General features: G+C 70.1%; 27 protein-coding genes and 1 tRNA gene. 15 read left to right on the plus strand and 13 right to left on the minus strand.

Annotated elements, in window-relative coordinates:
* The first annotated feature begins 6 nt into the window (after window positions 1–6).
* From AC5YDA_RS00495 to AC5YDA_RS00525, 7 genes are all read left to right on the plus strand, one after another.
* Entirely contained in the window at window positions 7–891 is an 885-nt protein-coding gene (locus AC5YDA_RS00495; protein ID WP_496187932.1) for a branched-chain amino acid ABC transporter permease, read from the plus strand.
* On the plus strand, window positions 891–1,862 hold the full coding sequence (locus AC5YDA_RS00500; RefSeq protein ID WP_496187933.1) for a branched-chain amino acid ABC transporter permease: 972 nt from the start codon (window positions 891–893) through the stop codon (window positions 1,860–1,862). The genes AC5YDA_RS00495 and AC5YDA_RS00500 overlap by 1 nt, the downstream gene beginning before the upstream one ends.
* A complete protein-coding gene (locus tag AC5YDA_RS00505; RefSeq protein ID WP_496187934.1) occupies window positions 1,859–2,644 on the plus strand; it encodes an ABC transporter ATP-binding protein in 786 nt (261 codons plus the stop codon). The genes AC5YDA_RS00500 and AC5YDA_RS00505 overlap by 4 nt, the downstream gene beginning before the upstream one ends.
* Window positions 2,637–3,341 carry an ABC transporter ATP-binding protein gene (locus tag AC5YDA_RS00510; protein ID WP_496187935.1) on the plus strand — a complete coding sequence of 235 codons (705 nt, stop codon included), beginning with the start codon at window positions 2,637–2,639 and terminating at the stop codon, window positions 3,339–3,341. Before AC5YDA_RS00505 ends, AC5YDA_RS00510 begins: the two co-directional genes overlap by 8 nt.
* A 2-nt stretch (window positions 3,342–3,343) precedes the next feature.
* The gene (locus AC5YDA_RS00515) at window positions 3,344–3,985 is read left to right on the plus strand and encodes a CBS and ACT domain-containing protein (protein WP_496187936.1); all 642 of its coding nucleotides are present in this window, start codon (window positions 3,344–3,346) and stop codon (window positions 3,983–3,985) included.
* A 79-nt stretch (window positions 3,986–4,064) separates the two neighbouring features.
* A tRNA-Ala gene (locus tag AC5YDA_RS00520) sits at window positions 4,065–4,137 on the plus strand.
* Between the two features lie 124 nt (window positions 4,138–4,261).
* On the plus strand, window positions 4,262–4,975 hold the full coding sequence (locus tag AC5YDA_RS00525; protein WP_496187937.1) for a purine-nucleoside phosphorylase: 714 nt from the start codon (window positions 4,262–4,264) through the stop codon (window positions 4,973–4,975).
* 17 nt (window positions 4,976–4,992) lie between these two features.
* On the opposite strand, the gene AC5YDA_RS00530 is transcribed toward AC5YDA_RS00525, so the two are convergent.
* Genes AC5YDA_RS00530 through AC5YDA_RS00545 form a run of 4 tightly spaced genes read right to left on the minus strand, consistent with a single transcriptional unit; the run spans window position 4,993 to window position 6,826 of the window.
* Window positions 4,993–5,637: a histidine phosphatase family protein gene (locus AC5YDA_RS00530; protein WP_496187938.1), complete on the minus strand. Its 645-nt coding sequence runs from the start codon at window positions 5,635–5,637 to the stop codon at window positions 4,993–4,995.
* Between the two features lie 4 nt (window positions 5,638–5,641).
* Complete coding sequence (gene rsfS, locus AC5YDA_RS00535) at window positions 5,642–6,025, minus strand: ribosome silencing factor (RefSeq protein ID WP_496187939.1); 384 nt, start codon at window positions 6,023–6,025, stop codon at window positions 5,642–5,644.
* On the minus strand, window positions 6,012–6,677 hold the full coding sequence (nadD, locus tag AC5YDA_RS00540) for a nicotinate-nucleotide adenylyltransferase (protein WP_496187940.1): 666 nt from the start codon (window positions 6,675–6,677) through the stop codon (window positions 6,012–6,014). Before nadD ends, rsfS begins: the two co-directional genes overlap by 14 nt.
* Complete coding sequence (locus tag AC5YDA_RS00545; RefSeq protein ID WP_496187941.1) at window positions 6,674–6,826, minus strand: hypothetical protein; 153 nt, start codon at window positions 6,824–6,826, stop codon at window positions 6,674–6,676. Before AC5YDA_RS00545 ends, nadD begins: the two co-directional genes overlap by 4 nt.
* A gap of 173 nt (window positions 6,827–6,999) precedes the next feature.
* Between AC5YDA_RS00545 and AC5YDA_RS00550 the strand changes: the two genes are divergently transcribed.
* Complete coding sequence (locus AC5YDA_RS00550) at window positions 7,000–8,868, plus strand: FAD-dependent monooxygenase (protein WP_496187942.1); 1,869 nt, start codon at window positions 7,000–7,002, stop codon at window positions 8,866–8,868.
* 81 nt (window positions 8,869–8,949) lie between these two features.
* On the opposite strand, the gene AC5YDA_RS00555 is transcribed toward AC5YDA_RS00550, so the two are convergent.
* The 7 genes from AC5YDA_RS00555 to AC5YDA_RS00585 form a co-directional block, all read right to left on the minus strand.
* Window positions 8,950–10,191: a glutamate-5-semialdehyde dehydrogenase gene (locus AC5YDA_RS00555; RefSeq protein ID WP_496187943.1), complete on the minus strand. Its 1,242-nt coding sequence runs from the start codon at window positions 10,189–10,191 to the stop codon at window positions 8,950–8,952.
* Between the two features lie 146 nt (window positions 10,192–10,337).
* Window positions 10,338–11,468, minus strand: coding sequence for a glutamate 5-kinase (gene proB / locus AC5YDA_RS00560; RefSeq protein ID WP_496187944.1), 1,131 nt, complete (start codon window positions 11,466–11,468; stop codon window positions 10,338–10,340).
* Window positions 11,469–11,470: 2 nt separating this feature from the next.
* Window positions 11,471–12,973, minus strand: coding sequence for a GTPase ObgE (gene obgE, locus AC5YDA_RS00565; protein WP_496187945.1), 1,503 nt, complete (start codon window positions 12,971–12,973; stop codon window positions 11,471–11,473).
* A 119-nt stretch (window positions 12,974–13,092) separates the two neighbouring features.
* Window positions 13,093–13,473: an RNA-binding S4 domain-containing protein gene (locus AC5YDA_RS00570; RefSeq protein ID WP_496187946.1), complete on the minus strand. Its 381-nt coding sequence runs from the start codon at window positions 13,471–13,473 to the stop codon at window positions 13,093–13,095.
* 108 nt (window positions 13,474–13,581) lie between these two features.
* Window positions 13,582–13,839, minus strand: a complete 258-nt coding sequence (rpmA, locus tag AC5YDA_RS00575) for a 50S ribosomal protein L27 (protein ID WP_496187947.1) — start codon at window positions 13,837–13,839, stop codon at window positions 13,582–13,584.
* 12 nt (window positions 13,840–13,851) lie between these two features.
* Window positions 13,852–14,163: a 50S ribosomal protein L21 gene (gene rplU, locus AC5YDA_RS00580; protein WP_496187948.1), complete on the minus strand. Its 312-nt coding sequence runs from the start codon at window positions 14,161–14,163 to the stop codon at window positions 13,852–13,854.
* Between the two features lie 140 nt (window positions 14,164–14,303).
* On the minus strand, window positions 14,304–14,942 hold the full coding sequence (locus AC5YDA_RS00585) for an alpha/beta hydrolase family protein (protein WP_496187949.1): 639 nt from the start codon (window positions 14,940–14,942) through the stop codon (window positions 14,304–14,306).
* Window positions 14,943–14,982: 40 nt separating this feature from the next.
* Between AC5YDA_RS00585 and AC5YDA_RS00590 the strand changes: the two genes are divergently transcribed.
* From AC5YDA_RS00590 to AC5YDA_RS00620, 7 genes are all read left to right on the plus strand, one after another.
* Window positions 14,983–15,867, plus strand: coding sequence for a transglutaminase-like domain-containing protein (locus AC5YDA_RS00590; RefSeq protein ID WP_496187950.1), 885 nt, complete (start codon window positions 14,983–14,985; stop codon window positions 15,865–15,867).
* A gap of 70 nt (window positions 15,868–15,937) precedes the next feature.
* Window positions 15,938–17,185 carry a DUF445 domain-containing protein gene (locus AC5YDA_RS00595; RefSeq protein WP_496188048.1) on the plus strand — a complete coding sequence of 416 codons (1,248 nt, stop codon included), beginning with the start codon at window positions 15,938–15,940 and terminating at the stop codon, window positions 17,183–17,185.
* Between the two features lie 28 nt (window positions 17,186–17,213).
* Window positions 17,214–17,942, plus strand: a complete 729-nt coding sequence (locus AC5YDA_RS00600; RefSeq protein WP_496187951.1) for an NYN domain-containing protein — start codon at window positions 17,214–17,216, stop codon at window positions 17,940–17,942.
* A gap of 118 nt (window positions 17,943–18,060) precedes the next feature.
* Entirely contained in the window at window positions 18,061–18,723 is a 663-nt protein-coding gene (locus AC5YDA_RS00605; protein ID WP_496187952.1) for a 4Fe-4S dicluster domain-containing protein, read from the plus strand.
* Window positions 18,724–18,736: 13 nt separating this feature from the next.
* Entirely contained in the window at window positions 18,737–19,984 is a 1,248-nt protein-coding gene (nrfD, locus tag AC5YDA_RS00610) for an NrfD/PsrC family molybdoenzyme membrane anchor subunit (RefSeq protein WP_496187953.1), read from the plus strand.
* A complete protein-coding gene (locus tag AC5YDA_RS00615) occupies window positions 19,981–23,193 on the plus strand; it encodes a molybdopterin-dependent oxidoreductase (RefSeq protein WP_496187954.1) in 3,213 nt (1,070 codons plus the stop codon). Before nrfD ends, AC5YDA_RS00615 begins: the two co-directional genes overlap by 4 nt.
* On the plus strand, window positions 23,169–24,215 hold the full coding sequence (locus tag AC5YDA_RS00620) for a 4Fe-4S dicluster domain-containing protein (protein WP_496187955.1): 1,047 nt from the start codon (window positions 23,169–23,171) through the stop codon (window positions 24,213–24,215). Before AC5YDA_RS00615 ends, AC5YDA_RS00620 begins: the two co-directional genes overlap by 25 nt.
* A 5-nt stretch (window positions 24,216–24,220) precedes the next feature.
* Here the strand turns inward: AC5YDA_RS00620 and AC5YDA_RS00625 are convergent, their stop codons facing one another.
* Together AC5YDA_RS00625 and AC5YDA_RS00630 are read right to left on the minus strand one after the other, a co-directional pair.
* Window positions 24,221–25,300, minus strand: coding sequence for a sensor histidine kinase (locus tag AC5YDA_RS00625; RefSeq protein ID WP_496187956.1), 1,080 nt, complete (start codon window positions 25,298–25,300; stop codon window positions 24,221–24,223).
* A gap of 5 nt (window positions 25,301–25,305) precedes the next feature.
* On the minus strand, window positions 25,306–26,004 hold the full coding sequence (locus tag AC5YDA_RS00630) for a response regulator (RefSeq protein ID WP_496192703.1): 699 nt from the start codon (window positions 26,002–26,004) through the stop codon (window positions 25,306–25,308).
* Window positions 26,005–26,027 lie beyond the last annotated feature (23 nt).

The raw sequence follows: 26,027 nt of genomic DNA on the forward strand, positions 1-26,027 counted from the left end.
ACACCCGTGGAACAGTTGGCTCAACAACTCGTCAACGGCTTGGCGCTGGGCAGCATCTATGCCCTGATCGCACTGGGCTACACGATGGTCTACGGCATCATCCAGCTCATCAACTTCGCCCACGGCGACGTGTACATGGTCGGCGCCTACGTCGGCTACTTCTCGATGGTCCACCTCAAGCTGGGCTTCGTGGAGTCGCTGCTGATCGCGATGGCCGTCTGCACCGTGCTGGGCGTGGTGATCGAGCGGGTGGCCTACAAACCCCTGCGCAAGTCCACCCGCATCGCCGTCCTCATCACCGCCATCGGCGTCTCCCTGCTGCTGGAGTACGGGATGATGTTCTTCGTGGGCGCCGACACACGCACCTACGGGGCCCTGCCGCCCTTCATGGAGCAGAGCTTCAACGTCGGCGGGGTCCTCATCACGATGAAGCAGATCATCATCATCGGGGTGTCGGTCCTGCTCATGGTCGTCCTGCAGTACGTCGTCCGCCGCACCAAGATCGGCAAGGCGATGCGTGCGGTCAGCCAGGACGCCGACGCCGCCCGCCTGATGGGCATCAGCGTCGACAACACCATCTCGTTCACCTTCGCCATCGGGTCCGCGCTCGCGGGCGCGGCCGGCGTCCTGGTGGGCGTCTACTACAACGCGATCAACCCGCTGATGGGCATGCTGCCCGGCCTGAAGGCGTTCATCGCCGCAGTGTTCGGCGGCATCGGCCTCATCCCCGGCGCGCTCATCGGTGGCTACTTCATCGGTGCCGCCGAGACGCTCGTGGCCGGCTACTGGTCCAGCCTCTACACCGATGCCGTGGTGTTCGCGATCCTCATCCTCGTGCTGATCTTCAAGCCCACCGGCCTGCTCGGCAAGAACGTCCGGGAGAAGGTGTGATGAAGAACAAGCTCGTCCGCCAGGCGCTCACGCTCTGGCTCCCCCTGGTCGCCACCTACGTCATCGTGCTCCTGCTCGTGCAGGCCGGCATCATCGACGCGTACGCCCAGGTGACCCTCGCCACGATCTGCATCAACATCGTCCTGGCGGTCAGCCTCAACCTGATCACGGGCTTCACCGGGCAGTTCTCCCTCGGCCACGCCGGCTTCATGGCCATCGGCGCCTACACCACGGCCCTGGTCACGATGAACGTCGACTCGACCGCCGGGTTCGTGGGCGGCCTGCTGCTCGGCGGCGTCATCGCCGCCGCCGTCGGCTTCCTCATCGGCCTGCCCACCCTGCGCCTCCGGGGCGACTACATCGCCATCGCGACTCTGGGCATGGCCGAGATCATCCGCATCCTGTTGCAGAACTTCGACTTCACCAACGGCGCCGCCGGCCTCTCGCCGGTCCCCCAGTACATGGACTGGAACTGGTTCTTCATCCTGACCGTCGGCTCCGTCCTGCTGATCCGCAACTTCGTCCGCTCCCGGCAGGGCCGCGACGCGATCGCCGTCCGCGAGGACGAGATCGCCGCCGAGTCGATCGGCGTGAACACGACGCGCTCCAAGGTGTTGGCCTTCACGATCGGCGCCTTCTTCGGCGGCATCGCGGGCGGCATGTACGCCTCGTACTTCTACGTGATCAAGCCCGAGCAGTTCGGCTTCCTGAAGTCGGTCGACATCCTCGTCATCGTGGTGCTCGGCGGGCTGGGTTCCCTCTCCGGTTCGGTGATCGCCGCCTTCCTGCTGGCGATCATCTCGACGGTCCTGCAGCCGTTCCCGGGCGTCCGCATGATCCTGTACGCGCTGCTGCTGATCGTGATCATGATCTTCCGGCCCCAGGGGCTGATGGGCAACCGCGAGCTGTCGCTGAGAATGGTGCCCCGCTTCGGGCGACGCGGGCGCGACCGGGACAAGGAGGCAGCATGAACATCCTCGACGTCACGGCGCTGACGCGCAGCTTCGGCGGCCTGACCGCCGTGTCCAACGTCGACCTGACCCTGGCCCAGGGCGAACTGGTCGGCCTCATCGGCCCCAACGGCGCGGGCAAGACGACGGTGTTCAACCTGCTGACCGGGGTGTACCCCCCGAACTCGGGCACGATCGTCTTCACCGCCGGCGGCAGGACCCAGTCGATCGGGGGCAAGGCCCCCTATGCCATCTGCCGAGCCGGCGTGGGCCGCACGTTCCAGAACATCAGGCTCTTCAAGGACCTGACGGTCCTGGAGAACGTGATGATCGCCTTCCAGCAGAACGAGCGCTACCCGCTGCTCGCCTCCTTCCTCCGTCCCCCGAGCTTCGGCCGGGCCGAGGACCAGATCCGTCAGGGCGCCCTCGAACTGCTCGAGGTGATGCACCTCGACCACAAGGCCGGGGAGTATGCGGTCAACCTGTCCTACGGCGAGCAGCGCCACCTGGAGATCGCCCGCGCGCTTGCGACGAGCCCGAGCCTGCTGCTCCTGGACGAGCCGGCGGCCGGCATGAACCCCACCGAGACGGCCAACCTGACCCGTCTCATCACCCAGATCCGGCGGGACTTCGGCCTGACGATCCTGCTCATCGAGCACGACATGAGCCTGGTCATGCAGATCTGCGAACGCATCTACGTGCTCGACCACGGCATCGTGATCTCGTCCGGAACACCGGACGAGGTGCGTGCCGATCCGCGGGTGGTCGAGGCCTATCTGGGCGAGGAGGTCGACCATGCTTGAGATCACCGACCTGGAGGTCGCCTTCGGGGGCATCACGGCCGTCAAGGGCATCTCCCTGTCCGTCGCCGAGGGCGAGATCGTGACGCTCATCGGGGCCAACGGGGCCGGCAAGACCACCACCCTGCGCACCGTGTCGGGACTCATCCGCCCACGCCGCGGCAAGGTCGTCCTGGACGGCTCCGACATCACCCGCCAGTCAGCGCAGTCCCGCGTCAAGCGCGGCTTGGTCCAGGTGCCCGAGGGACGCCGCGTCTTCCCCCAGATGACCGTCCTGGAGAACCTGGAGCTGGGCGCCTACCTCCGCAAGGACGCCAAGGGGATCGCCTCCGACCTTAACGACGTCTTCGCCCGTTTCCCGCGCCTGCAGGACCGCCGCAAGCAGAACGCCGGCACGCTGTCCGGCGGCGAGCAGCAGATGCTGGCGATCGGACGGGCCCTCATGGGACGTCCGCGCGTCCTGCTCCTGGACGAGCCGTCCATGGGCCTGGCTCCCCTGCTGGTCCAGGAGATCTTCTCGATCATCAGTGAGATCAACCAAGCCGGCACGACGGTCCTGCTGGTGGAGCAGAATGCCAACATGGCTCTTCAGGTCGCCCACCGTGGCTACGTCCTGGAGACCGGGAAGATCGTGCTGGCGGGCACCGCGTCCGAGCTCACCAGCACCGACGAAGTGAAGCGCGCCTACCTCGGAGGATGACCATGTTCGTGAAGAGCCGGATGACCCCCGACCCGTTCACCGTCCGCACGGACGCCACGATCCCCGAGGCGATCGCCACGATGAAGGACCGGCGCGTCCGCCACCTCCCGGTGATGGACGCCGGCCGCGTGGTCGGCGTGATCTCCGAGGGCGACATCGACGCGAACCTGCCGTCGAAGGCGACCTCCCTGTCGGTGAACGAATTGACCTACCTCGTCAACAAGCTGACCGTCGGCAAGGTCATGTCGCGCGACCCGATCACGATCTCGCCCGACGCGCTGCTCGAGCAGGCGGCCCTCATCATGCGCGAGCACAAGATCGAGATGCTGCCGGTGGTCGATGACGGGCGGCTGGTCGGCGTCATCACCGAGTCCGACCTGCTGGACGCCTACATCGAGTTGCTGGGCTTCCGGGATCCCGGCACCCGACTCGTCGTGGGTGCCCGCGATGTTCCGGGCGCCCTGGCCCGCATCGGTGAGGTGACCCGCACGTACGGCGCCAACGTCCAGCACCTGGCGGTCTACCGCGGCGAGGACGGCACGTCCGACCTCATGCTCGGCGTGAACACGACCGACACGGCCGAACTCGAGGCCGCCCTGGCCGAGGCGGGCTTTACCGTCCGGGGCCGGTTGGAGAACGCCTGACGGGTGTCCACAGTGCGGCCGATTTTGTACAAGACCGGGATGCAGGGTAAAGTTCTTCTTCGTTCCGCACCGGAACTTTGGGGCTATGGCGCAGTTGGTAGCGCGCTTCCATGGCATGGAAGAGGTCAGGGGTTCGAATCCCCTTAGCTCCACCGATCGCAGCAAAGAACCCCGGCCGATGGCCGGGGTTCACGCGTTTTCCAGCCCTCACGACACCCCGGATCCCCGCCCCGCCCACTGCTAGCATCGACCCCGCAGTCCACCGACAGGAGTTCCATGGCCACCCCGCACATCTCGGCCGAACCCGGCCAGATCGCCCCCCTCGTCCTCATGCCCGGCGACCCCAGGCGGGCCGAGCGGATCGCCGCCGAGCACCTCGACGATGCGGAACTGGTCAGCGACGTCCGCGGGATCGGCTGCTGGACGGGCACGTGGCAGGGCACCCCGGTGAGCGTCATGGCCTCCGGCATGGGGGTCCCCAGCGTGTCCATCTATGCCACCGAGCTCTACCGGTTCTACGGCGTCCGACGCATCGTGCGCGTCGGCACGTGTGGCGGCATGTCCGAGGACGTCGCCGTGGGCGACACGATCGTCGCGACCGCCTCGCACACGAACGCCTCGCTGTCGACCCTGTTCGTGCCGGGCATCTCGATGTCGTGGACGGCCTCCTACCCGCTCCTGCGCGGCGCCATGGACACTGCCGGCACCCTCGCCGGTGCGACCGTCCACGCAGGGCCGGTGTACTGCTCCGACCACTTCTACCTGGCGAACCCGGACATCATCCGCGGCCTCGCGAAGTACGGCACCCTCGGCGTCGAGATGGAGTCGGCCGGCCTGTACGCCTGCGCGTCCGCGGAGGGCGGCGAGGCCCTCACCGTGCTGACGGTCAGCGACCACCTCTTCGACGGCTCGCGTGACATGTCGGCGAAGGAGCGCGAGACCCTGTACGCCAACTCCGTCCGGATCGCCGCCGGGGCGCTGCTCTCCTGAGCGGCGTCCGGCCTCTCTCAGCGCGAGCTGGGTGAGGCCAGCGGGCCGGCGTGGCCCACGACGACGTTGTTGTAGCTCTGGAGGCGCCAGCGCTCGTGGTGGTCCAGGATCGTCCAGGAACAGTTCCACAGGCCGCTGAGCGCGAACGACGACTCCAGCCCCAGCCCGAGGAACAGGCACATCCCCACCCGCAGCGCGAGACCGTGCCCGACGACGATGGTCGTCTCGTGCGGGTGCCGTGCGGCCAGCTCGCGCAGGACCTCGGCGACCCGCTCCCCCGCCTCCTCGGCGGTCTCGCCGGTGTCCGAGCGGCGGAAGTCGGCTCCGGAACGCAAGGCGTCCTCGAACCACGGGGTCTCCGCGGCCACCTCGGCCGCCGTACGGCCCTGCCAGCTGCCGACGTGGATCTCCCGCAGGCGGTCGTCCACCTCAACCCCGAGCCCCGACGCCGCGGCCACGGCCTCGGCGGTCGCGCGGGCACGCAGGAGGTCGGAGGTGACGACGCGGGAGGCCCGGAGCCGGACGAGGCGTTCGGCCACGGCGTCCGCCTGCGATCGCCCGATGCGGTTGAGGGGCACGTCCTGCTGGCCCTGGAACCGGCCGGCGGCGTTGGAGTCGGTCTGGCCGTGCCGGACGAGGACGAGCTTGGTGCGTGGCTCCACGGCGTCAGGAGGCGTCGACCGACGCACCCTCGTCGACGTGCAGTTCGATGGCCGGGCAGTCACGCCACAGGCGCTCGAGCGAGTACAGCTGGCGTTCCTCGGCGTGCTGGATGTGGGCGACCAGGTCGCCGAAGTCCAGCAGCACCCACCGGTTCTCTCCCTCGCCCTCGCGGCGCAGCACCCGGGAACCGTCCCTGTGCAGCTTCTCCTCGATCGCGTCGCTGACGGCGCCGACCTGGCGCTCGTTGGCAGCGGTCACGATGAGGAAGACGTCGGTGAGGGCCAGTCGCTCCGAGACGTCAAAGGCCACCAGGTCGGTGGCCTGCTTGTCCGCAGCCGCCTGTGCGGCCAGCTGGGTCAGGTGGAGCGCGTGGTCAGTCGCCGCCATGGATCTCCTTGTCATCGGGGCCGTTCAGGTAGAGGCCCCGCTTGCTGATGTACTGAACGATACCGTCCGGCACCAAGTACCAGATGGGCAGGTCGGACGCCGTCCGCTCGCGGCACGCCGTCGAGGAGATCGCCAGCGCCGGGATCTCGATCAGCGTGACCTTGTCGGCCGGCAGGTGCGCGATGTCCCGCTCGTCCAACTCGATGCCCGGGCGCGACACCCCGACGAAGTGTGCCAGCTCGAACAACTCGTCGGCGCCGCGCCACGTCAGGATCTGGGACAACGCGTCGGCACCGGTGATGAAGAACAGGTGCGTCTCCGGACCGCGGATCCGGCGCAGGTCGCGCAGCGTGTCGACGGTGTAGGTGTCGCCGGGACGGTCGATGTCCACGCGGCTGACGGAGAAGCGCGGGTTGGAGGCGGTCGCGATGACCGTCATCAGGTAGCGGTCCTCGGCCGAGGAGACCTTCTTGTGTGCCTTCTGCCAGGGCTGGCCGGTCGGCACGAAGACCACTTCGTCGAGGTCGAACCGTGCAGCGACTTCACTGGCGGCCACGAGGTGGCCGTGGTGGATGGGATCGAACGTGCCACCCATGACGCCCAGGCGCCAGGTGGGCCGGCCGGCTCCTCCAGCCAGGCCGGTGGAGCTCATTCTCGTTCGGACACCGCGTGCGGACGGCCCGAACCGAAGGTGTGGACGATGCCGAGGAGAGCGGCCAGTCCGACGAACACGAGGATGCCGGTGATGAGGGCGCCGGTCTGGTCGGCATGGCCGGCGGCTGCTTCGAGCAGGAGGGTCATGCAGGGGAGCATAGCGAAAGTCCTCGACACAGCGCCTACCACCCAGCTCTTCTGGAGCGCAGAAAAAACGTCACGACACCACGCTGTTTACCCTAGAGTTCGAGAAAAGGTCGGTAGCTCCGCCGGTCCGTCGTCGAAGTCGGACGCGTGAGCCCCCATGTCAAGGAGGACAGGTGAAGTTCCACCACCACGGGTACGTTTCCACGGACCCCCGCATCGCCGAGCCCGCCGGCGTCGGCATCGGTCGCACGGACGAACTCTCCGACGAGGTTGACGTCCTCATCGTCGGAGCGGGCCCCGCCGGCATGATCGCCGCCGCCCAGCTCGCGCAGTTCCCCGACATCCACGCCGCGATCATCGAGAAGCGGCCCCACCGCCTCGAGATCGGCCAGGCCGACGGCGTCCAGTCCCGGTCCGTCGAGACCTTCCAGGCGTTCGGGTTCGCCGAGGAGATGATCGCCGAGGCGCAGCGCATCGTCGAGACCACGTTCTGGAAGCAGGATCCGGCCAACCCCGCGAACATCGTCCGCACCGCCCGCACGCCGGACGACCCCCGCGAGATCAGCGAGTTCCCGCACCTCATCGTGAACCAGGCCCGCGTGCTGGACTACTTCGCCGACTTCGCGCTGCGCGCCCCGGCGAAGATGCCCGTCCACTACGGCCACGAGTTCCTCGGCCTCCAGGTCACCGGTGAGGGCGACCGTCCGGTCCTCGTGCAGGTCAAGGACCAGCAGGGCAACGAGCGGACCATCCGGGCCAAGTACGTCATCGGTGCCGACGGCGCCCGCTCCGGTGTCCGCAAGGCGATCGGTGCGCAGCACGAGGGCGGGGTCTCCAACCACGCGTGGGGTGTCCTGGACGTCATCGCCGACACGAACTTCCCCGACGTCCGCTTCAAGGTCGCCGTGAGCGCCGCGAGCGGCAGCCTGCTGATGATCCCCCGCGAGGGCGGCTTCCTGTTCCGCATGTACGTCGACCTCGGCGAGGTCGCCGCGGACGACAACCGCGCGGTCCGCAACACCCCCGCGGAGGCGATCATCGCCAAGGCGCAGGCGGCGCTGCACCCCTACACGCTCGACATCAAGGACGTGGGCTGGTGGAGCGTCTACGAGGTCGGCCACCGCGTCACCGACCGCTTCGACGACGTCCCCGCCGAGGAGGTCGGCACCCGGATGCCGCGCGTCTTCATCGTCGGCGACTCGTGCCACACGCACTCGGCCAAGGCCGGCCAGGGCATGAACATGTCGATGCAGGACGGCTTCAACATCGCGTGGAAGATCGCCCAGGTGCTGCGCGGGCAGAGCCCCGAGAGCCTCCTGCAGACCTACACGGTCGAGCGCCACGAGATCGCCGAGAAGCTCGTCGCCTACGACCGCGAGTGGTCCTCGATGATGGCGTCCAAGCCGTCGGCGGACGACCCGGCCGCGCTCGAGCGGTACTACGAGCAGCACGCCGAGTTCCCGGCGGGCTTCATGACCCACTACCAGCCGTCGCTGATCACCGGCGACGGGGCGCACCAGGAGATCGCCGCGGGCTTCCCGCTCGGCAAGCGGTTCAAGTCGGCCCCCGTCGTGCGCGCCGCGGACGCCAACCCGGTCCACCTCGGGCACCTGCACGAGGCCGACGGCCGCTGGCGCATCTACGTGTTCGCCGACGCCGCCGCCCCGGGCGAGGACTCCCCCACGGCCCGCCTCGCGGACTGGCTCGCCGACGACCCGGCCTCGCCGCTCCACGCGCACCGCGCCGAGGGGCAGGACCTGGACGCCGTGTTCGACGTGAAGGTCGTGTACCAGCACCCCTACACCGAGGTCACGCTGGACAAGGTGCCGGCCGTGTTCAAGCCGAAGGTCGGCCCCTTCCAGGTCCCGGACTTCAACAAGGTGTTCGCGCTGGATGCCGACGTGGACATCTTCGCGGCCCGCTCGATCGACCGTGACGGCGCCATCGTCGTCGTGCGTCCGGACCAGTACGTCGCCAACGTGCTTCCGCTGGACGCCCACGCGGAGCTGGCGGACTTCCTCCGCCCGATCTTCACGGCCTGATCGGGTGCCCCCGACCACCTGACTGCATTTCCGGGTGGCAGGATCCCCAGTATTCTCGGGGTTCTGCCACCCGGAAGTGTCTCAGGCGCGAGTCTGGCCGTGCCCCGTCACCACGTACTTCGTGGCCGTCATCTCGGGCAGCGCCATCGGGCCGCGGGCATGGAGCTTCTGCGTCGAGATGCCGATCTCGGCGCCGAAACCGAACTCGCCGCCGTCGACGAAACGGCTGGACGCATTGACCAGGACGGCCGCGGCGTCCACCTCGGCGACGAAGCGATCGGCGTTGCGCAGGTCGGAGGTGATGATCGTCTCCGAGTGGCCCGTGGTGTGCGCACGGATGTGCTCGATGGCGGCGTCCAGGTCGTCGACGACCGCAGCAGCGAGGTCGAGGCTGAGGTACTCGTCGTCGAACTCCCCTTCGACGGCGGGCACGACGACGTCGGAGACCGCCTGCACGTCGTCGGTGCCATGGACGGTCACGCCGGCGTCCGTGAGCGCGGCGAGTGCCTTGGGCAGGAACTCCGCGGCGGCGTCGCGATGGACGAGCAGGGTCTCGACCGCGTTGCACACGCTGGGGCGCTGGGTCTTGGCGTTCAGGAGGATCTGCAGGGCCATGTCCTGGTCGGCGCTGGCGTCGACGAAGAGGTGGCAGTTGCCCGTGCCGGTTTCGATGACGGGCACCTTCGCGCCCTCGACGACGGCGTTGATCAGGCCTGCCCCACCACGCGGGATCAGCACGTCGATCAGGCCGCGGGCGGCCATCATCTCGCCGGTGACGGAGCGGTCTCCCTCGACGAGCTGGACGGCGTCGGCCGGAAGACCGGCGTCCGCCACGCCCGCGCGTAGGGCGTCCATGACCGCGCGGTTGGAGGCCAGCGTCGAGCTCGAACCGCGCAACAGGGCGGCGTTGCCGGACTTCAGGGCGATGCCCGCGGCGTCGGCGGTGACATTGGGCCGAGCCTCGTAGATGATGCCCACCACCCCGAACGGCACGCGCACCTGGCGGACCGTGACGCCGTTGGGGTTGGTCCAGCCGCGGACCACGTCGCCGATCGGGTCGGGCAGCCCGGCCAGCTGGCGCAGGCCGTCGGCCATACCCTGCAGTCGCTCAGGCGTCAGGCGCAGGCGGTCGATCAGCGCCGCCCCGGTGCCGGATGCCTGGGCCGCAGCCACATCCTCGGCGTTGGCGGCGAGGATCTCGCCCCGCGCAGCCAAGAGACGCTCGGCCATCGCGTGCAGCGCCGCATCCTTGGTCGCGCGGGAGGCAGTGGCCAGGGCACGGGACGCCGTGCGCGCGGCGACGGCCTGGTCATGGAAGGTCATGCGCGCCATGGTAATTCAGCCGGGTCGAACGCCCTGCGGGGGGTCCACCAGAGCGGCGTCCGCGCCAGGACCGGACGCGCTCGGCCGGCACGCCGCCGAGCGCCGGGAAGCGTCGGTCGCTCTCGGCGATGGGCATGACCGACCGGTCAGCCGCGGAACTTCTTCCGCAGGATGAGGGCGTCCCGGTGCACGAGCTCCCGCTCGAACTCGGGACCCCGCTCGGCTGCGAGGTCACGGGTGGACCGGCCCAGCAGCGCCGGGACGTCGCGGGAGTCGTAGTTGACCAGGCCGTGGCCGACGAGCTCGCCGTCCGGCCCATCCAGGCGGACCGGGTCCCCGGCCGAGAACTCGCCGGTGAAGCCCGTCACGCCGGCGGGCAGCAGGGACGCCTTGCGCTCCACCACGGCGCGCACCGCACCCTCGTCCAGGGTGAGCACACCCGCCACTTGGGAGGCGTAGGCCAGCCACAGCATCTTGCGGGAACGGCGGCGTCCGGACGGGTGGAACAGCGTCCCCACCGGGTCCCCGGCGAGCGCCTCGCGCACCTTGGTCGCCGACGTCAGCACCGTCGTGATGCCCGCGTGCGTCGCGATGCGGGCCGCCTCCAGCTTGGTGGCCATGCCCCCCGTCCCCACCGAGGACCCGCCCCGGGAGGTGTCGACCACCAGGTCCTCCACCTCCGGGACATCGGTGATCATCCGGGCGCCCGGGCGCGACGGGTGGTCGGTGTAGAGGGCCTCGACGTCCGACAGGAGGAACAGCGCGTCAGCCCGCACCACGTGCGCGACCAGGGCCGCGAGCCGGTCGTTGTCGCCGAAGCGCAACTCGTTCGTGGCGACGGTGTCGTTCTCGTTCACGACGGGGACCGCGCCCAGCTCCAGCAGACGCGTGAAGGTGCGCCGCGCGTTGGCGTAGGAGGCCTGCCGGGCGATGTCCTCGACGGTCACCAGCACCTGGCCCACCGTCAGCCCGTGCGCGGCGAACAGGGTGGTGTAGCGGGCGAGCAGCAGGCCCTGCCCCACGGACGCGGCCGCCTGGCGGGTGGCGAGGTCGCGCGGCTTGGCGCGCATCCCCAGCGGGTCCAGGCCGGCGGCCACGGCCCCGGAGGACACCACGATCACCTCGCGACCGGAGCCCCGTGCCGCGGCGATGGCGTCCACCAGCGCGTTCATCTGGGCCATGTCGATCCGGCCGTGGGCGTCCGTCAGCGACGAACTGCCCACCTTGACGACGATGCGCTTCGCCTCGGCGACCGCGCGTCGGATGGGTGCCCCCACCCTCAGTCCTCCTCGTTGAAGTCCACGCGCCAACTCGTGTTCGGGTCGTGCGGCAGGCCCTCGGCCGCGGCCTTCGCGGCGTGGTACTCCGCGTCCAGCTCGCGGCGCCGGGCGACCGAGGGCCGCTCGCTGTGGAGCCGCTCGTCGTCGCCGCGGCGGGTGAGGAGCTCGGCGCCGGACTGCATCTGCGGGGCGAAGTCGAACACGACCGGATCGTCACCAGCCCCGATCGCCACGGCGTCGCCCTCGCGGGCCCCCATGCGCGCCAACTCGTCCTCGATTCCCAGCCGGGAGAACCGGTCCGCGAGGTAACCGACGGCCTCGGGGTTCGTGAAGTCGGTCTGCCTGACCCAGCGCTCGGGCTTGGCCCCCTCGACGCGCCAGACGAACCCGCCCATCCCGTCACCCATCCGGCGGATGGTGAACTCCGGGCCGGTCCCGCCGACGGGCTCGGGACGGATGACGACGCGCTGCGCCTCCACCCTCGGCTTGGCCGCACGCCGCTCGCGCACGAGCTCCGCCATCGCGAACGTGAGGCCCTGCAGCCCCTCGGACGACTTGGTCGAGATGCGGAACACCTTCAGTCCGCGCGCCTCGATCTCGGGCGCGACGATCTCGGCGAGGTCCGCGGCGTCGGAGATGTCCACCTTGTTCAGCGCGACCAGGCGCGGGCGGTCCTCGAGGCCGCCGTGGGCGGCCAGCTCCCCCTCGATGATGTCGAGGTCGGTGACCGGGTCACGGCCCGGCTCGTAGGTGGCGCAGTCGATGACGTGGACGATCGCCTCGCAACGCTCGATGTGACGGAGGAAGTCGAACCCGAGGCCCCGCCCCTCGGAGGCCCCCTCGATCAGGCCCGGGACGTCGGCGACCGTGTAGGTCGTGTCGCCGGCCACCACGACACCGAGGTTCGGGATGAGCGTGGTGAAGGGGTAGTCGGCGATCTTCGGCCGCGCGCGCGAGATGGCGGCGATGAGCGACGACTTGCCCGCGCTGGGGAAGCCGACCAGGCCGACGTCGGCGAGCACCTTGAGCTCGAGCAGGATGGACCGCTGCTCACCCTCCTCGCCGAGCAGGGCGAAGCCGGGGGCCTTGCGGGCAGCCGTCGCCAACGCCGCGTTGCCGAGTCCGCCCTTCCCCCCGGCGGCGATGACGACCTCATCGCCGGCGGCCACGAGGTCGGCCAGCACCTCACCGGTGTCGGCGTCGGACACGACGGTCCCCTCGGGCACCGCCAGCACGATGTCCTCGCCGTTGGCACCCTGCCGGTGGTCCCCCTCGCCGGGCTGGCCGTTGGTGGCGCGGCGCTGCGACTGGCGGTGGTAGTCGACCAGCGTGGTCAGGCCCGGATCGACCCTCAGGATGACCGAGCCGCCGTTGCCCCCGTTGCCCCCGTCGGGACCGCCGAGCGGCTTGAACTTCTCGCGGTGGACGGACGTGCAGCCGTGGCCGCCGTTACCCCCGGACACCCGCAGGGTGGCACGGTCGACGAAGGACGGGATGGCCATGGTGATACTCCGGTCAGCAGATGACGGACGGACCAGAGGATTCTACCGGGTCCCCCCACCCGTCTGGTCACCCTGCCGGCCGCCCGGCCGTATCGCCGGCGGCGCCTCGGGGTCGCCGGTCAGGGCGACTGCCGGCCCCCACCGCGGAACGCGTCCATCAGTCGCCGCTCCTTCTTGGTCGGACGACCCGCTCCGCGATCGCGGACGGCGACCTTCCCCGTCATCTCCGGGATCGGTGGCGGCTTGGCCGGCGTGTGGTCGAGGTAGGCCTGCTGGGCCACGGCCGCTCCGACACGCTTGACCAGGGTCGGGTCGACGACCTCGACGATGCGCTCGTCGCCGTCCTTCCGGACGCGGACGGTGTCGCCGGTCACGACCATCTGCGCGGGCTTGGCCGGCTTGTCGTTGACCCGCACGTGGCCGCCCCGGACGCCTGCGGTCGCGTCCGACCGCGTCCGGTACAGCCGTACCGACCACAACCACGCGTCGAGCCGAGCCATGCCGAGACCTTACCGTTCGTTCACCGGGCTCCCGGGGAGCGGCGCCCGATGGTGGGGGCATGCGAAACGGGGGCGGCCCTCAGGCCACCCCCGTTGTCACGAACTTGTTCAGGCCTCCGCCAGCGCGATGTTCACGGTCTTGCGACCGCGACGCTCGCCGAACTCGACGGTGCCCTCCTTGAGCGCGAACAGGGTGTCGTCCTTGCCGCGGCCCACGTTGTCGCCCGGGTGGAACTTGGTGCCGCGCTGGCGGACGAGGATCTCGCCCGCGTTGACGAGCTGGCCGCCGAAGCGCTTCACGCCGAGGCGCTGCGCGTTGGAGTCACGACCGTTGCGGGAGCTCGATGCGCCCTTCTTGTGTGCCATCTTGGTTCTCCCTCAGCTCTCGATGCCGGTGACCTTGACGCGGGTGTAGCGCTGGCGGTGGCCCTGGCGCTTCTTGTACCCGGTCTTGTTCTTGTACTTGAGGATGCGGATCTTGGGGCCCTTGTGTTCGGCGATGACCTCCGCCGTCACGGACACCTTGGCCAGCTTGTCCGACTCAGTGGTGATGGCGTCGCCATCCACCAGCATGAGCGGGGTGAGGTTGACGGTGGAGCCGACCTCGGCGTCGACGATCTTGTCGACGGTGAGGAGATCACCGACAGCCACCTTGTGCTGACGTCCGCCGCTGCGCACGATCGCGTACACGCCTGACCTGCTTTCCTGAATGTGTCGTCTGTGTCGAATGAAGCGACTGACGCCTCATCCACGCGGTGCCGGGAGCGACGAAGGATCGCACGCCCGCACGGGCACCGGGGATCAAGATTACGCCGCCGTGCCTGCGCCGGTCAAACTGGGAGCCGCCCGAGCCAAGCCACCACGGCAGCCACGACCGCCGGGGCCGTCCTCTCCGGGAACGAGTGGGTGGCCCCGGCCACCTCGACGACCTGTCTCTCCCCCGCCTGGCCGAGGGCCGAGGCGTCCCTCAACTCCGCGGGCGACCCGAACGGGTCGCGTGCTCCCGAGACGAGGAGCACCGGGACGCCGACCGGCTGCAACTCCGCCACCCGCGACGGCGCCGGCCGGCCCGGTGGGTGGAGCGGAAAGCTCAGGGCCACCAGACCGGCGAGGTCGGCGTCCCACGTGCGGCAGGCGATCCGTGCACCGGCCGAGCGCCCACCGGTGACCAGCGGCAGACCGGGCCACATGGCGCGCACGGTCTCCACCCCGACCAACCACGCAGGGTCGGACGCCGGGGGGCGTGGCCCGACCTTCCTGCCACCCACCCGCCACGGCAACTCCTGGCGGACGACCGCCCACCCGTGGCCGGGCAGCTCGCCGGCCAGGGCCAGCAGGTCGACGGTGTCGATCTGGCCCGAGTGCCCACCCCCGAGCAGCAGGACGCCGCGGGGCTCGGCCGGCGCGTCGACGTGCAGGCGGCCGAGGCCGTCGGGGGTGTTGACGTCGAGGACCGTGGTGGGACTCATGCGCGCTATCCTCTCACCGCCCTTCCAGAACCGGAGCAGGATGAACACGCGCACGCTGGCCCTCGGGGGCCGCCTCACCCACGTGGCCCAGTGGCCCACGTCCACGTTCACGCTCATCGAGGCACAGAGCGGCGGCGGCGTCGTGGTGACCGACCCGCTCTGGACGACCAGCGACGAGGGCATGGTCCTCACGGGGTGGACCGACCACTACGGCAACCGCGGCCAGAAGCTCATCCTGCCCGCCGGGGAGTCCGTCTTCGAGTGGACGGCGACCGCGACGGTCCCGGACGCCGTCGACGAGCAGGACCCGTCCGCCGAGCAGCTCGCCCCGACGGACCTGCCCGATGACGCCCTCACCTACCTGTGGCCCTCGCGCTACTGCCAGTCCGACCTGCTCAGCGCAGACGCCTGGCGCCTCTTCGGCACCGGCCCCCGCACGTTGCAGCGTGCGCTCGACGTCTCCGACTGGGTGCACGGGCACACCGAGTACCGCACGGGCAGCACGCGGTCGACCTGGTCGGCCCTCGACACCTTCACCCACGGGTACGGCATCTGCCGGGACTTCGCGCACACGTTCGTCGCGCTGTGCCGGGCCCTCAACATCCCCGCCCGCTACGTGTCCGGTTACCTCCCGGTGATGGACGTCACCTCCGACAGCCCCGGCAGCCGGGACTTCCACGCGTGGGCGGAGGTGTGGTTCCGGGATCGCTGGTGGACCATCGACCCCCGCCACAACGTCCCCCGCAAGGGCCACGTGAAGATCGGCCACGGCCGCGACGCCGCCGACGTGCCGCTGGTGACCACCTTCGGCAACCCCCGGCTCAAGAGCATGGTCGTCACCTGCCGTGAGGTCGGGGCCGGCGGTGACGCCCCTGCGCACGGTCAGGCCCCGACCCTGCCCTCGGGTGGCCCCGGCCCGCTCTAGTCAGGGACGGTTCGGGGGCCCGGGTCCGCCACCCCTGTCCCACGCGTGGAATGCTGGGCAGGTGCAGTTGATGACCATGTCCGCCGCGGATGAGCAGCGCCTGAGGCGCCTGAAGCGCATGAAGGCCATCGCGTTGTCGTTGCTGCTGCTGGCCGCCGTCGTCTACCTGGCCACGCTGCGCCTGGGCCACTCCGGCGTGTGGGGGTACGTGAACACCATGATGGAGGCCGCCATGGTCGGCGCCCTCGCGGACTGGTTCGCCGTGACGGCGCTGTTCCGCTACCCGCTGGGCATCCCGATCCCGCACACAGCGATCATCCCGCGCAAGAAGGACGAGCTCGCCGGGTCGTTGCAGTCCTTCTTCGCCACCAACTTCCTCACCGAGGAGGTCGTCCGCGAGCGCATCGCCGACGCCCGCCTGTCCCACCGCCTGGGCGGCTGGCTGCGCGACGAGGCGCACGCCCGGCGGATCGTCGCCGAGGGCGTCCGGGTGGCTCGTGCCCTGCTCCGCCGCGTCAAGGACGACGACGTCCGGGCCCTGGCCGTCGACGTGGTCCTCCCCCGGCTCGACCGCGAGCCCGTCTCCCAGATCACCGGGGCCCTGCTGGACGGCATCGTGGCCGACCGTGCCCACAAGGGGCTCGTGGACCTCCTGTTCCGGGAGCTCCACACGTGGCTGACCAAGAACCCGACGGCGTTCACGACGATCCTGCACGACCGTGCCCCGCGCTGGTCGCCGCACTTCGTCAACCAGCGCGTCGTCTCCGCGCTGTACTGGCAGGCCCTGGACTGGGTGGCCGACGTCCGTGACAACCCCGAGCACCCAGCGCGCCACAGCCTGGACACCCTGCTGCTCCGCATCGCCGGGGACCTGCAGGCGGACGCATCGGTCCAGGGCCGCTTCGAGGCCCTCAAGTCGCGCCTGCTCACCCATCCGCAGGTGGGCGCGACGGTCGTGTCCCTCTGGGCGTCCGTGCGCAAGAGCCTGGAGTCCGCCCTGGACGACGAGGAGTCCGGCCTCCGCGAACGCGCCATCCGCAGCGTCCGGGAGCTGGGCGAGTCCCTGCTGCACGAGCCCGCCACGGCCGAGCGTGTCGACTCCACCGCATCGGACGCCGTGGCGTGGCTCGTCACCACCTACGGCAACGAGCTCAGCTCGGTGATCAGCCACACCATCCAGCGGTGGGACGGTCGGGACGCCAGCGAGCGCATCGAGCTCTACGTGGGCCGCGACCTGCAGTTCATCCGCATCAACGGCACCGTGGTCGGTGCCCTGGCCGGGCTGGTGATCCACGCGATCAGCCGGCTCGTCATCTGACGCACCCGACGCCCAGAAGGGAGATCCCATGCCTGCGATCGACAAGCAGGACGCACGCCTCGCCATCCTCATCGATGCCGACAACGCCAACGCGGCCCACATCGAGAACCTCATCATCGAGGTGGCCAAGTACGGCCACGCCGGCGTCCGCCGCGCCTACGGCGACTGGACCTCCCCCCGCCTGGGCTCGTGGAAGTCGGTGCTGCTGACGCACTCGATCCAGCCCATCCAGCAGTTCAGCTACACCACGGGCAAGAACGCCACCGATTCGGCCATGATCATCGACGCGATGGACCTGCTCTACTCCGGACGCCTCGACGGGTTCTGCATCGTCTCCTCCGACAGCGACTTCACCCGGCTGGCCGCCCGGATCCGCGAGCAGGGGCTCACCGTGTACGGGTTCGGCGAACGCAAGACGCCCAAGCCGTTCGTCGCCGCCTGCGACACGTTCGTGTACGTGGAGAACCTGGGGGCGGCGCCGAAGGCGGCCACCGCGCCGGAGCCACAGCGGCTCGCCCCCGACCCCGCCCTCGACCGCCTGCTCGCCGAGGCCTTCGAGGGCGCGGCAGACGACGACGGCTGGGCGCGCCTCAGCGACGTGGGCAGCAACCTGTCACGGCTCGCGTCCGACTTCGACTCCCGGACCTGGGGCTTCACCAAGCTGCGCGACCTGCTGCAGGCCCATCCGCGCTACCAGGTGAAGTCGCGCGCGTCCGGCAGCAACCGGCCCGCCCAGATGTACGTGCGCGTGCGCTGAGGCCTCCCCCGCCCAAAGGCGGCTTCACCGAATCTTCACGGTTCCGCGGCATGGCCCGCCCGAGGTCTTTCCTATGGTCAGCGCAGGACAACATTGCCCGACCAGGAGGACATCAGGGATGGCGGATCCGACTCCCATCAAGACCGAGGGGCCCCGGTGGGGCATGGTCATCGACCTGCAGAAGTGTGTGGGATGTGATTCCTGCACCGTCGCCTGCAAGGCCGAGAACCGGACGCCCCCCGGCGTCAGCTACAACGTGGTCCTCGAGGAGGAGACCGGCACGTATCCCAACGTGCGACGCATCAACATCCCCCGGCCGTGCATGCAGTGCGACGAGCCGCCGTGCGTGACGGTGTGTCCGGTGAACGCGACCTACAAGCACGACAACGGCATCGTGGTGATCGACGGTGATCGCTGCATCGGTTGCCGCTACTGCATCACCGCGTGCCCCTACGGCGCCCGCAGCTTCGACTTCGGCGAGTCCTACGAGGCAGAGGTCACCGGCGCGGATGCGCTGCAGTCACCCGAGTACGGCTTCGACCGTGGCTCGCGCGAGACGTGGAAAGCCCCCATCGGCACCGTCCGCAAGTGCAACTTCTGCATGCACAGGCTCGAGCGCGGGGAGGAACCCGCCTGCTGCGAGACCTGCATCGGCGACGCCCGCTACTTCGGGGACCTGAACGACCCCAACAGCCTCGTCTCGAGGCTGGCGGCCTCACCGAGGGCCTTCCGGCTCAAGGAGGAGCTCGGAACCCAACCCCGCGTCTACTACCTGCGCTGAAGGAGCCGTACCCATGTCGACCGCGACCGCGCCACGGACCACCACACCACCGGGCCGACAGCACTGGTGGAGCTACGTCCGCCACGAGCCGTTCCTCACCCCTCGCAACCGGAAGCTCTGGTACGGCTTCCTGGTCATCGTCCTCGCCATCGGGGCGTGGCCGATGCTCAACCGCCTCATCAACGGCATGTCCGTCACCGACCTGTCGTCCCAGATGCCCTGGGGTGCCTGGGTTGCCTTCTACATCTACTTCGTCGGCCTGTCAGCCGGAGCCTTCCTCCTGTCGAGCCTGATCTACGTCTTCGGCATGCACCAGTTCGAGGGGATCGGCCGGGCCGCCCTCCTGTCCGCGGTCGTCTGCATGGGCGTCGCCCTGGCCTTCATCGGCCTCGACCTGGGCCGCGTCGACCGGGCGCTGATCACTCTGGTCTTCTTCCACTGGACCTCACCGCTCAGCTGGGAGGTCCGCTTCTACACGCTGTACATCGCCCTGCTGACCGCGGAGCTGGTCTTCGCCCTCATGCTGCAGCGCCGCACCATGGAGCCGGCCAAGGCGCACAGGTGGATGCGGATCCTCGGCATCATCGGGGTGCCGCTGGCGATCTTCGGTGTCCACGGCGGCACCGGAACGATCTTCGCCGTCGTCAAGGCGCGCGGCATGTGGTTCGGCGGTCTGTTCCCGATCGTGTTCGTGGTGTCGGCCGTCGTCTCCGGAACCGCGCTGGTCATGGCGATCCACTACTGGCAGCGCCGGGGCGCCGGAAAGAAGCCGGACGGCGGGCTCATGCGCCAGCTGTCGACGGTCCTGGTGGGCGCGATCTTCATCGACCTCGGCCTCATGTTCTACGAGTTCGTCGTGCCGCTGCTCGCGTTCGAGCACCACGACAAGTCCATCATGTCGATCATGGCCTTCGGCCCCTACGCCTGGTCGTTCTGGCTCTTCCAGATCGGCTTCCTCCTGGCGGCACTCGTCATCTGCATGTCGCCCCTCAAGCGCAGGGCGGGCTGGCTGGTGACGGCGGCCATGCTCGTCGTTGTCGGGATCCTCGGCGTCCGCTTCAACATCGTCGTGCCGCCGCTCGTGCCCCCGGTCATCGAGGGCTACCCCGTCAACGACTACTTCCCCACACTGACCGAGTGGCTCGTCTGCGCCTTCCTGTGTGCCGGCGGCGCGCTGGCCTACAGCCTCGTGTCCGAGTGGCAACCCATCCACGACCCCGACCCTGACGAGCACGACCTGAACGAGGAGTTGGCTGCATGACTGCGACCAAGACCGACCACACCCTGCCCGAGCCGGAGGACCAGCCGCGCGGCGGCATCAGCCGACGCACCGTGATCGGCACCGCCGCCGGCATCGGCGGCGTCGCGGCCGTCGGGGGCATGTTCCACGAGGGTTTCCGGGACCCGTTCACCCAGGCGGTCGCCCACGGCACCGGCGACGCGGACGACGGCTACGACGCCACCGACCTCATCCACTCCCTGTGCATGCAGTGCAACTCGTTCTGCACGATCAAGGTGCGCCTCGAGGAGGCCCCGGAGGCACTGGGCGCGACCGCCCTGATCCGCAAGATCGCGGGCAACCCGTACTCGGCCCTCACCACGCAACCGATCGGCCCGATCCCCTACGACACCCCCTTGGCCGATGCCGCCCACGGCATCGGGACGATGGCGACCGAGGCGCGCTCCCGCTCCGGAGGGATGATCTGCCTGAAGGGGCAAGCCGGCCTCCAGATCGCCCACGACGCGCTGCGGCTGAGCAAGCCGCTGCGGCGCGTGGGGCCCCGCGGGTCGGGCCAGTGGCAGAGCATCACCTGGGAGGAGGCGCTCTCGGAGATCCTCGACGGCAGCTCCGCCCTGGGTACGCCGGGCCTGCGGGACACGATCAAGTTCGCGCCGAAGAAGCCGGTCATGGACGACTGGGCGGCGGTCCAGGCCGGCACCATGACCGCGGCCGACTTCGAGGCCAAGTGGGGCGACAGCCTGCTCGACCCGAAGCGGCCCGGGCTCGGCCCACGATCGAACCGCTTCGCGATCCTGGGTGGCGACCGGATGGCCCTGATCGGTGCGCGGATGGCCCTCCAGAGCTTCGGCACCATCAACCAGTTCAACCACGGCGGAACCTGTGGCGTCACGGGGGTCGTGGCGAACGCCCAGACCCATCCGACGACCAACTTCAAGCGCATGTACGCCGACATCGACTACTGCCGCTACCTGATCGTGTGGGGCGCCGAGCCGCTCACCGCGAACAAGGGCCCGACGTACCTGGCCCCGCGCATCGGGCGGGCGCGCGAACTCGGGATGAAGATGGTCGTCGTCGACCCGCGCATGTCGAAGACCGCCGAGAAGGCTGACGTGTGGCTACCCGTCCGGCCCGGCCACGACGCCGAGCTGGCCTGGGCCATGATCCGCTGGATCCTCGACGAGCAGCGCCACGATGCGCGTTACCTCGCCCAGCCGAACAAGGCCTCAGCCAACGCGGTGGGTGAGCCGACGTGGTCGGACGCCACCTACCTGGTCAACACGTCCGATCCGAAGCGTCCCTACCTCACCACCGCGGACCTCGGGTTGGCGCCTGCGCCGCAGCCCGACCCGGTCACCGGCAAGGTGCCGGACGGCGAACCCGTCTGCCTCGTGGGCGGGGTGCCCGTGGGTACCGCCACGGCGGTGGGTCCGGCCGACCTCGACGTCGAGGTCGAGCTCATGGTCAACGGTGCGCCCGTCAGGGCGAAGTCGGTGTTCCGCCTGCTCACGGAGCGCGCCCACGAGCGCACCGTCGACGAGTGGGCAGCGGCCGCGGGCATCCCCGCCAGCCGGGTCGTCGACGTCGCGCGCAACTTCACCTCGCACGGCAAGCGTGCCTGCATCACGAGTTACCGCGGCCCCGCCATGCACGCCAACGGCTTCGACGCCGTCCGCGCCATCGGCTACCTGAACTTCCTCATCGGCAACCACGACTGGAAGGGCGGGCACATCACCGCGCAGAAGGGCTTCAGCCCGATGGCCGGTCGCTACGAACTGGCGAAGGTGCAGAACCCGAACGCGGCCTGGGGCATCCCCGTGACGCGGGAGAAGGTCCGCTACGAGGACACGGCCTTCTTCAAGGCGGACGGCTACCCGGCCAAGCGTCGCTGGTTCCAGTTCCCCGGCAACATGTGCCACGAGGTCATCCCCAGCGCGGTGGCGGGTTACCCGTACAACCTGGACGCCCTGTTCATCCACCGGCACAGCCCGCTGAACTCGTCCCCGGGCGGGCACCGCCAGGCCGAGATGATGCACGACACCGACAACATCAAGCTGATCGTCAGCTTCGACCTCGTCATGGGTGACACGTCCCAGCACGCCGACTACGTGCTGCCCGACCCGAGCTACCTCGAGCGGTTCACCCAGGAAGGCATCTACCCGGTCCAGCAGTACGCGATCACCCAACTCGGCCAGCCCACCCTGCGCGCCGTCGAGGGACCTCGCCCGGTGGAGTGGTTCTATCTGGAACTCGCGAAGGCGCTGAAGCTCCCGGGCGTGGGGCAGGACGCCTTCGGCCCCGGGGCACACTTCGACACGGTCGAGGACTACTGGCTGAAGATGGCCGCGAACGTCGCCCACGCGGGAAAGGCGCCCGTCCCGGACGCCGACGCCGAGGAGATGCGGATCTTCACCGAGACCCGGACCAAGTACCTCAAGGACGCCTTCGATGAGCGGGTGTGGAGGGCAGCGGTCAAGCCCGAGGAGTGGGCGAAGGTCGTCTACGTCCTGAACAGGGGTGGGCGGTTCGAGGGCCACGGCGGCAAGAACCACGAGAACGGCTACGAGGGCGAATGGCTCAAGTACCGCTACGAAGGGTTGTGTGCCTTCTACTCCCCGAAGGTCGCCGCGGCCAAGGACCCGATGACCGGCAAGAACTTCGACGGGCTGGCGACAGTCCGCGAACCGTTGCGCTCCGACGGCTCGCCCATCCCACGGGAGGGCCTCCCCCTGCAGTTGGTCGGCTGGAAGCCCCGCTTCCAGGGCACCTATCGCACGGCCAACTCGCCGTGGCTGCGCGAGGTCCGTTCGAACAACTACCTCTCCATCAGCGGCGCCGATGCCGGTCCCCGCGGCATCTCCACCGGGGACCGCGTGCGCATCCGGTCGGCGTCCGGTGAGGCCGAGGGCGTGGCCCTGGTGACCGAGGCGATCCGGCCCGGCGTCGTGGGGGCCGATTCCACGTTCGGGCACACCGGCTACGGGGCCCGCCCGATCACCATCGACGGCAAGGTCATCCACGCGGAGACCGGGTACGGGCACGGCAAGGCCGCCCAGGCGGTCACGCCCGGCCACGAGGAGACAGGGTTCGCCGGGCCCCGCTCGGTCGGGTTCTCGATCAACGACCTCATGCCCGACGACGTCAACGGCCTCGGTGGGGGCGGCGTGAACGACCCCATCGGGGGCGGTTCCGCCCAGCTCGACACGTGGGTGGAGGTGACACGGATCTGACGGCCCTGCTCCCGCGTCCGACGCTGCGCGACGGACTCTGCACCAGGCGGCGCGGCTCAGGCTGCGCCGCCTGCGCGGCCGCCTGCCCGCGGAGTGCGTGGACGGTGCCGGAGGGCGACGAGCCGCCACGGCTGGACGCCGACGCCTGCGTCGGCTGTGGCCTGTGTGTGCCGGCCTGCCCGGCCGGTGCCGTCACCGACGTGGGGCCGGACGCGGCAGCGGTGGTGTCGGCCGTTGCGGGGTCCGGCCCAGGCGACGCGGTCGTGCGCTGCCACGTGGCGCAACAGGTGGCGGCGCCTGCCCATCCGGCCGGCGTGCTGGTCCCCTGCCTGGCCGCCATTGCCCCCGAGACCTTGGCCGCGGCCGCCGCTCGCCTGCACAGCGGGTCCCTGACGCTCGAGCGCAGCACCTGCGAGGCCTGCCCGATCGCCTCGGTCCAGCACGTCGCCCGCGTGCTGCGTGCGGGGGCCGGCCTCGCGGCGTCCGTAGCTCCGGAGGTGCAGGTGACCGACAGCCTGCTCGAACGGGGCCGGCCGTCGGGGCCCAGCCGCGCCGCGCCCCGTCCCCTCGGACGCCTCCGCAGCCGGAGATCGCTGTTCCGGCCGCCGTCCGGCGAGTCGAGGCCGGCGCCGGCCACACCGCGCGCGCTCCTGCTGGAGGCCGCCCCGGAGGCGCCGCTCCCCCGCCTGGAGATCCGCTCCGGCTGCACGGGGTGCGAGGCCTGTGCACGGGTCTGCCCCACCGCTGCCGTCCGTTGGGAGAACGTTCCCGGCGGCTCAACCGCCGAGTTCGACCCGCGCGCCTGCGTGGACTGCGGCGAGTGCGCACGCGTGTGCCCCGAGGACGTCGTCGAAGTGACGGGCCGCAACTCCGGCCCCCACGACGTCGTCGAAGTGGCCACTCTGCAGCGCGACCGCTGCTCCCGCTGCCGCGCCATCCTCGCCCCGGGCGAGGAAGGGCTGTGCTCCCGCTGCCGCGGTCGTCGAGGCATGCTCGACGACGTCTGGGCCGCGCTCGCCTGAACCCCTCACGCCTCGGGCGCCAGCGGGATGCGCAGCGTGAAGGTCGCCCCGTGCCCGAGCCCGTCGCTGGTCGCCGTCAAGGTGCCGTCATGCATCCCGGCGATGGTGCGCGCGATCGTGAGGCCGATGCCCGATCCCGTCCCCTCGGCCCCGTCCACCCGGAAGAAGCGTTCGAACACGTGGGGCAGGTCATCGGCGGCGATGCCCTTGCCGGTGTCCCGTACCCGGATCACCCCTTCGGCGTCGCCCAGGCGACCCTGCACGGTGATCACACCGCCGGCCGGTGTCGCTGCGATGGCGTTGCCCACCACGTTCGTGACGACCTGTGAGATCCGGTCGGCGTCCGCCACGACGGGGATGGGATCGTGCGCGAGGTCCACGACCAGGGTGACCCCGGCATCGACTGCTTGCGAGCGCAACCGCTCCGCCGCGCCCCGAACGGCGTCGCGGAGGTCGAGAGGGTGGGGGTTGAACGCGAGGTGGCCCTCCTCGGCCCGGGACAGTGAGGACAGGTCGTCCGACAGCCGGCGGAGCCGACGCGTCTCGTGGGCCATCTGCGTGAGGTGCTCGGGATCGGGCGGCAGGAGGCCGTCGATCATGCCCTCCACGTAGCCGTCGATGATCGTCAACGGCGTCCGCATCTCGTGGGCGACCTCGCCCAGCAGTCGGAGGCGCCGGGCCTCCGTCGCTGCCAGCGCGGCGCCGAGGGTGTTGATGTCATGGGCCATCTCGGCCAGCTCGGTCTCCACCGGGACGGGGACGTCCGCGCTGTAGTCGCCCGCCGCGAACCGGCGGGCGCCCTCGCGAACGCGGTCGACCGTGCGGTTCACCCGGATCGCCACGAACACACCGACGCCGACCGCGACGAGCGTGCCGGCCAAGAGGCCCACGATGAGCGCCTGGTCAACGGACCGCGCGAAGTCCTCGGCGACCCCGGGCCCGGGGCCGACGCCGAGCTCGGCCCGCGCCACGCGTCGCAACTCGGCGTCGAAGATCTGGGGCGCCAACACGCGGACGACCCCGTACATGACCAGGGCGCCGAGCAGGCCCACACCCACGTGTCCCACCAGGAGGCGGAAGGACATCCTCCTCATGCCGTGTCCGCCAGCAGTCGATAGCCCACGCCGCGCACCGTCCCGATCAGACGGGGGTTGGCCGCGTCGTCCCCGAGGGCGGCCCTGATGCGGCGGATGTGCACGTCCACGACCCGTTCGTCCCCGTAGAAGTCATAGCCCCAGACGCTCTGCAGGAGCTGGGCGCGCGAGAAGACGCGGCCGGTGTCGGAGGCCAGCGCGTGCAGGAGGTCGAACTCGAGCGCGGTGAGGCTCACCGGCCGGTCGTCGACGGAGACGACCCGGGTGCGCGGGTCGATGACGAGACACGCGGACCTCAGCACGGGGTCCAGGGGCGGAGAGCCCCCGTGCCGGATGCTCCTGCGCAGCACGGTGTTGACCCGCGCGACGACCTCCCGCGGGCTGAAGGGCTTGGTGACGTAGTCGTCGGCGCCGGCCTCCAGGCCGATGAGTTTGTCGAGTTCCTCGGCTCGGGCGGTGACCAGGATCACCGGGACGTCCGACACCTCGCGGATGGTGGCCAGGACCTCCATGCCGCCGGTGTCCGGCAGGCCCAGGTCCAGCAGCACGAGGTCCACGGGCTGCGCGGCGAGCTTGCGGAGTGCCTCGGTGCCGAGCGCAGCCTCGACGACGTCATAGCCGGCATCCATCAGGTAGGCGCGCAGCATCGTCCGAATCGGCCGCTCGTCATCGACCACCAAGACGCACTGCCCCACAGGTGCTCCTTCGAAACCCGGAT

This window comes from Propioniciclava sp. LT294 (genome assembly GCF_059516005.1).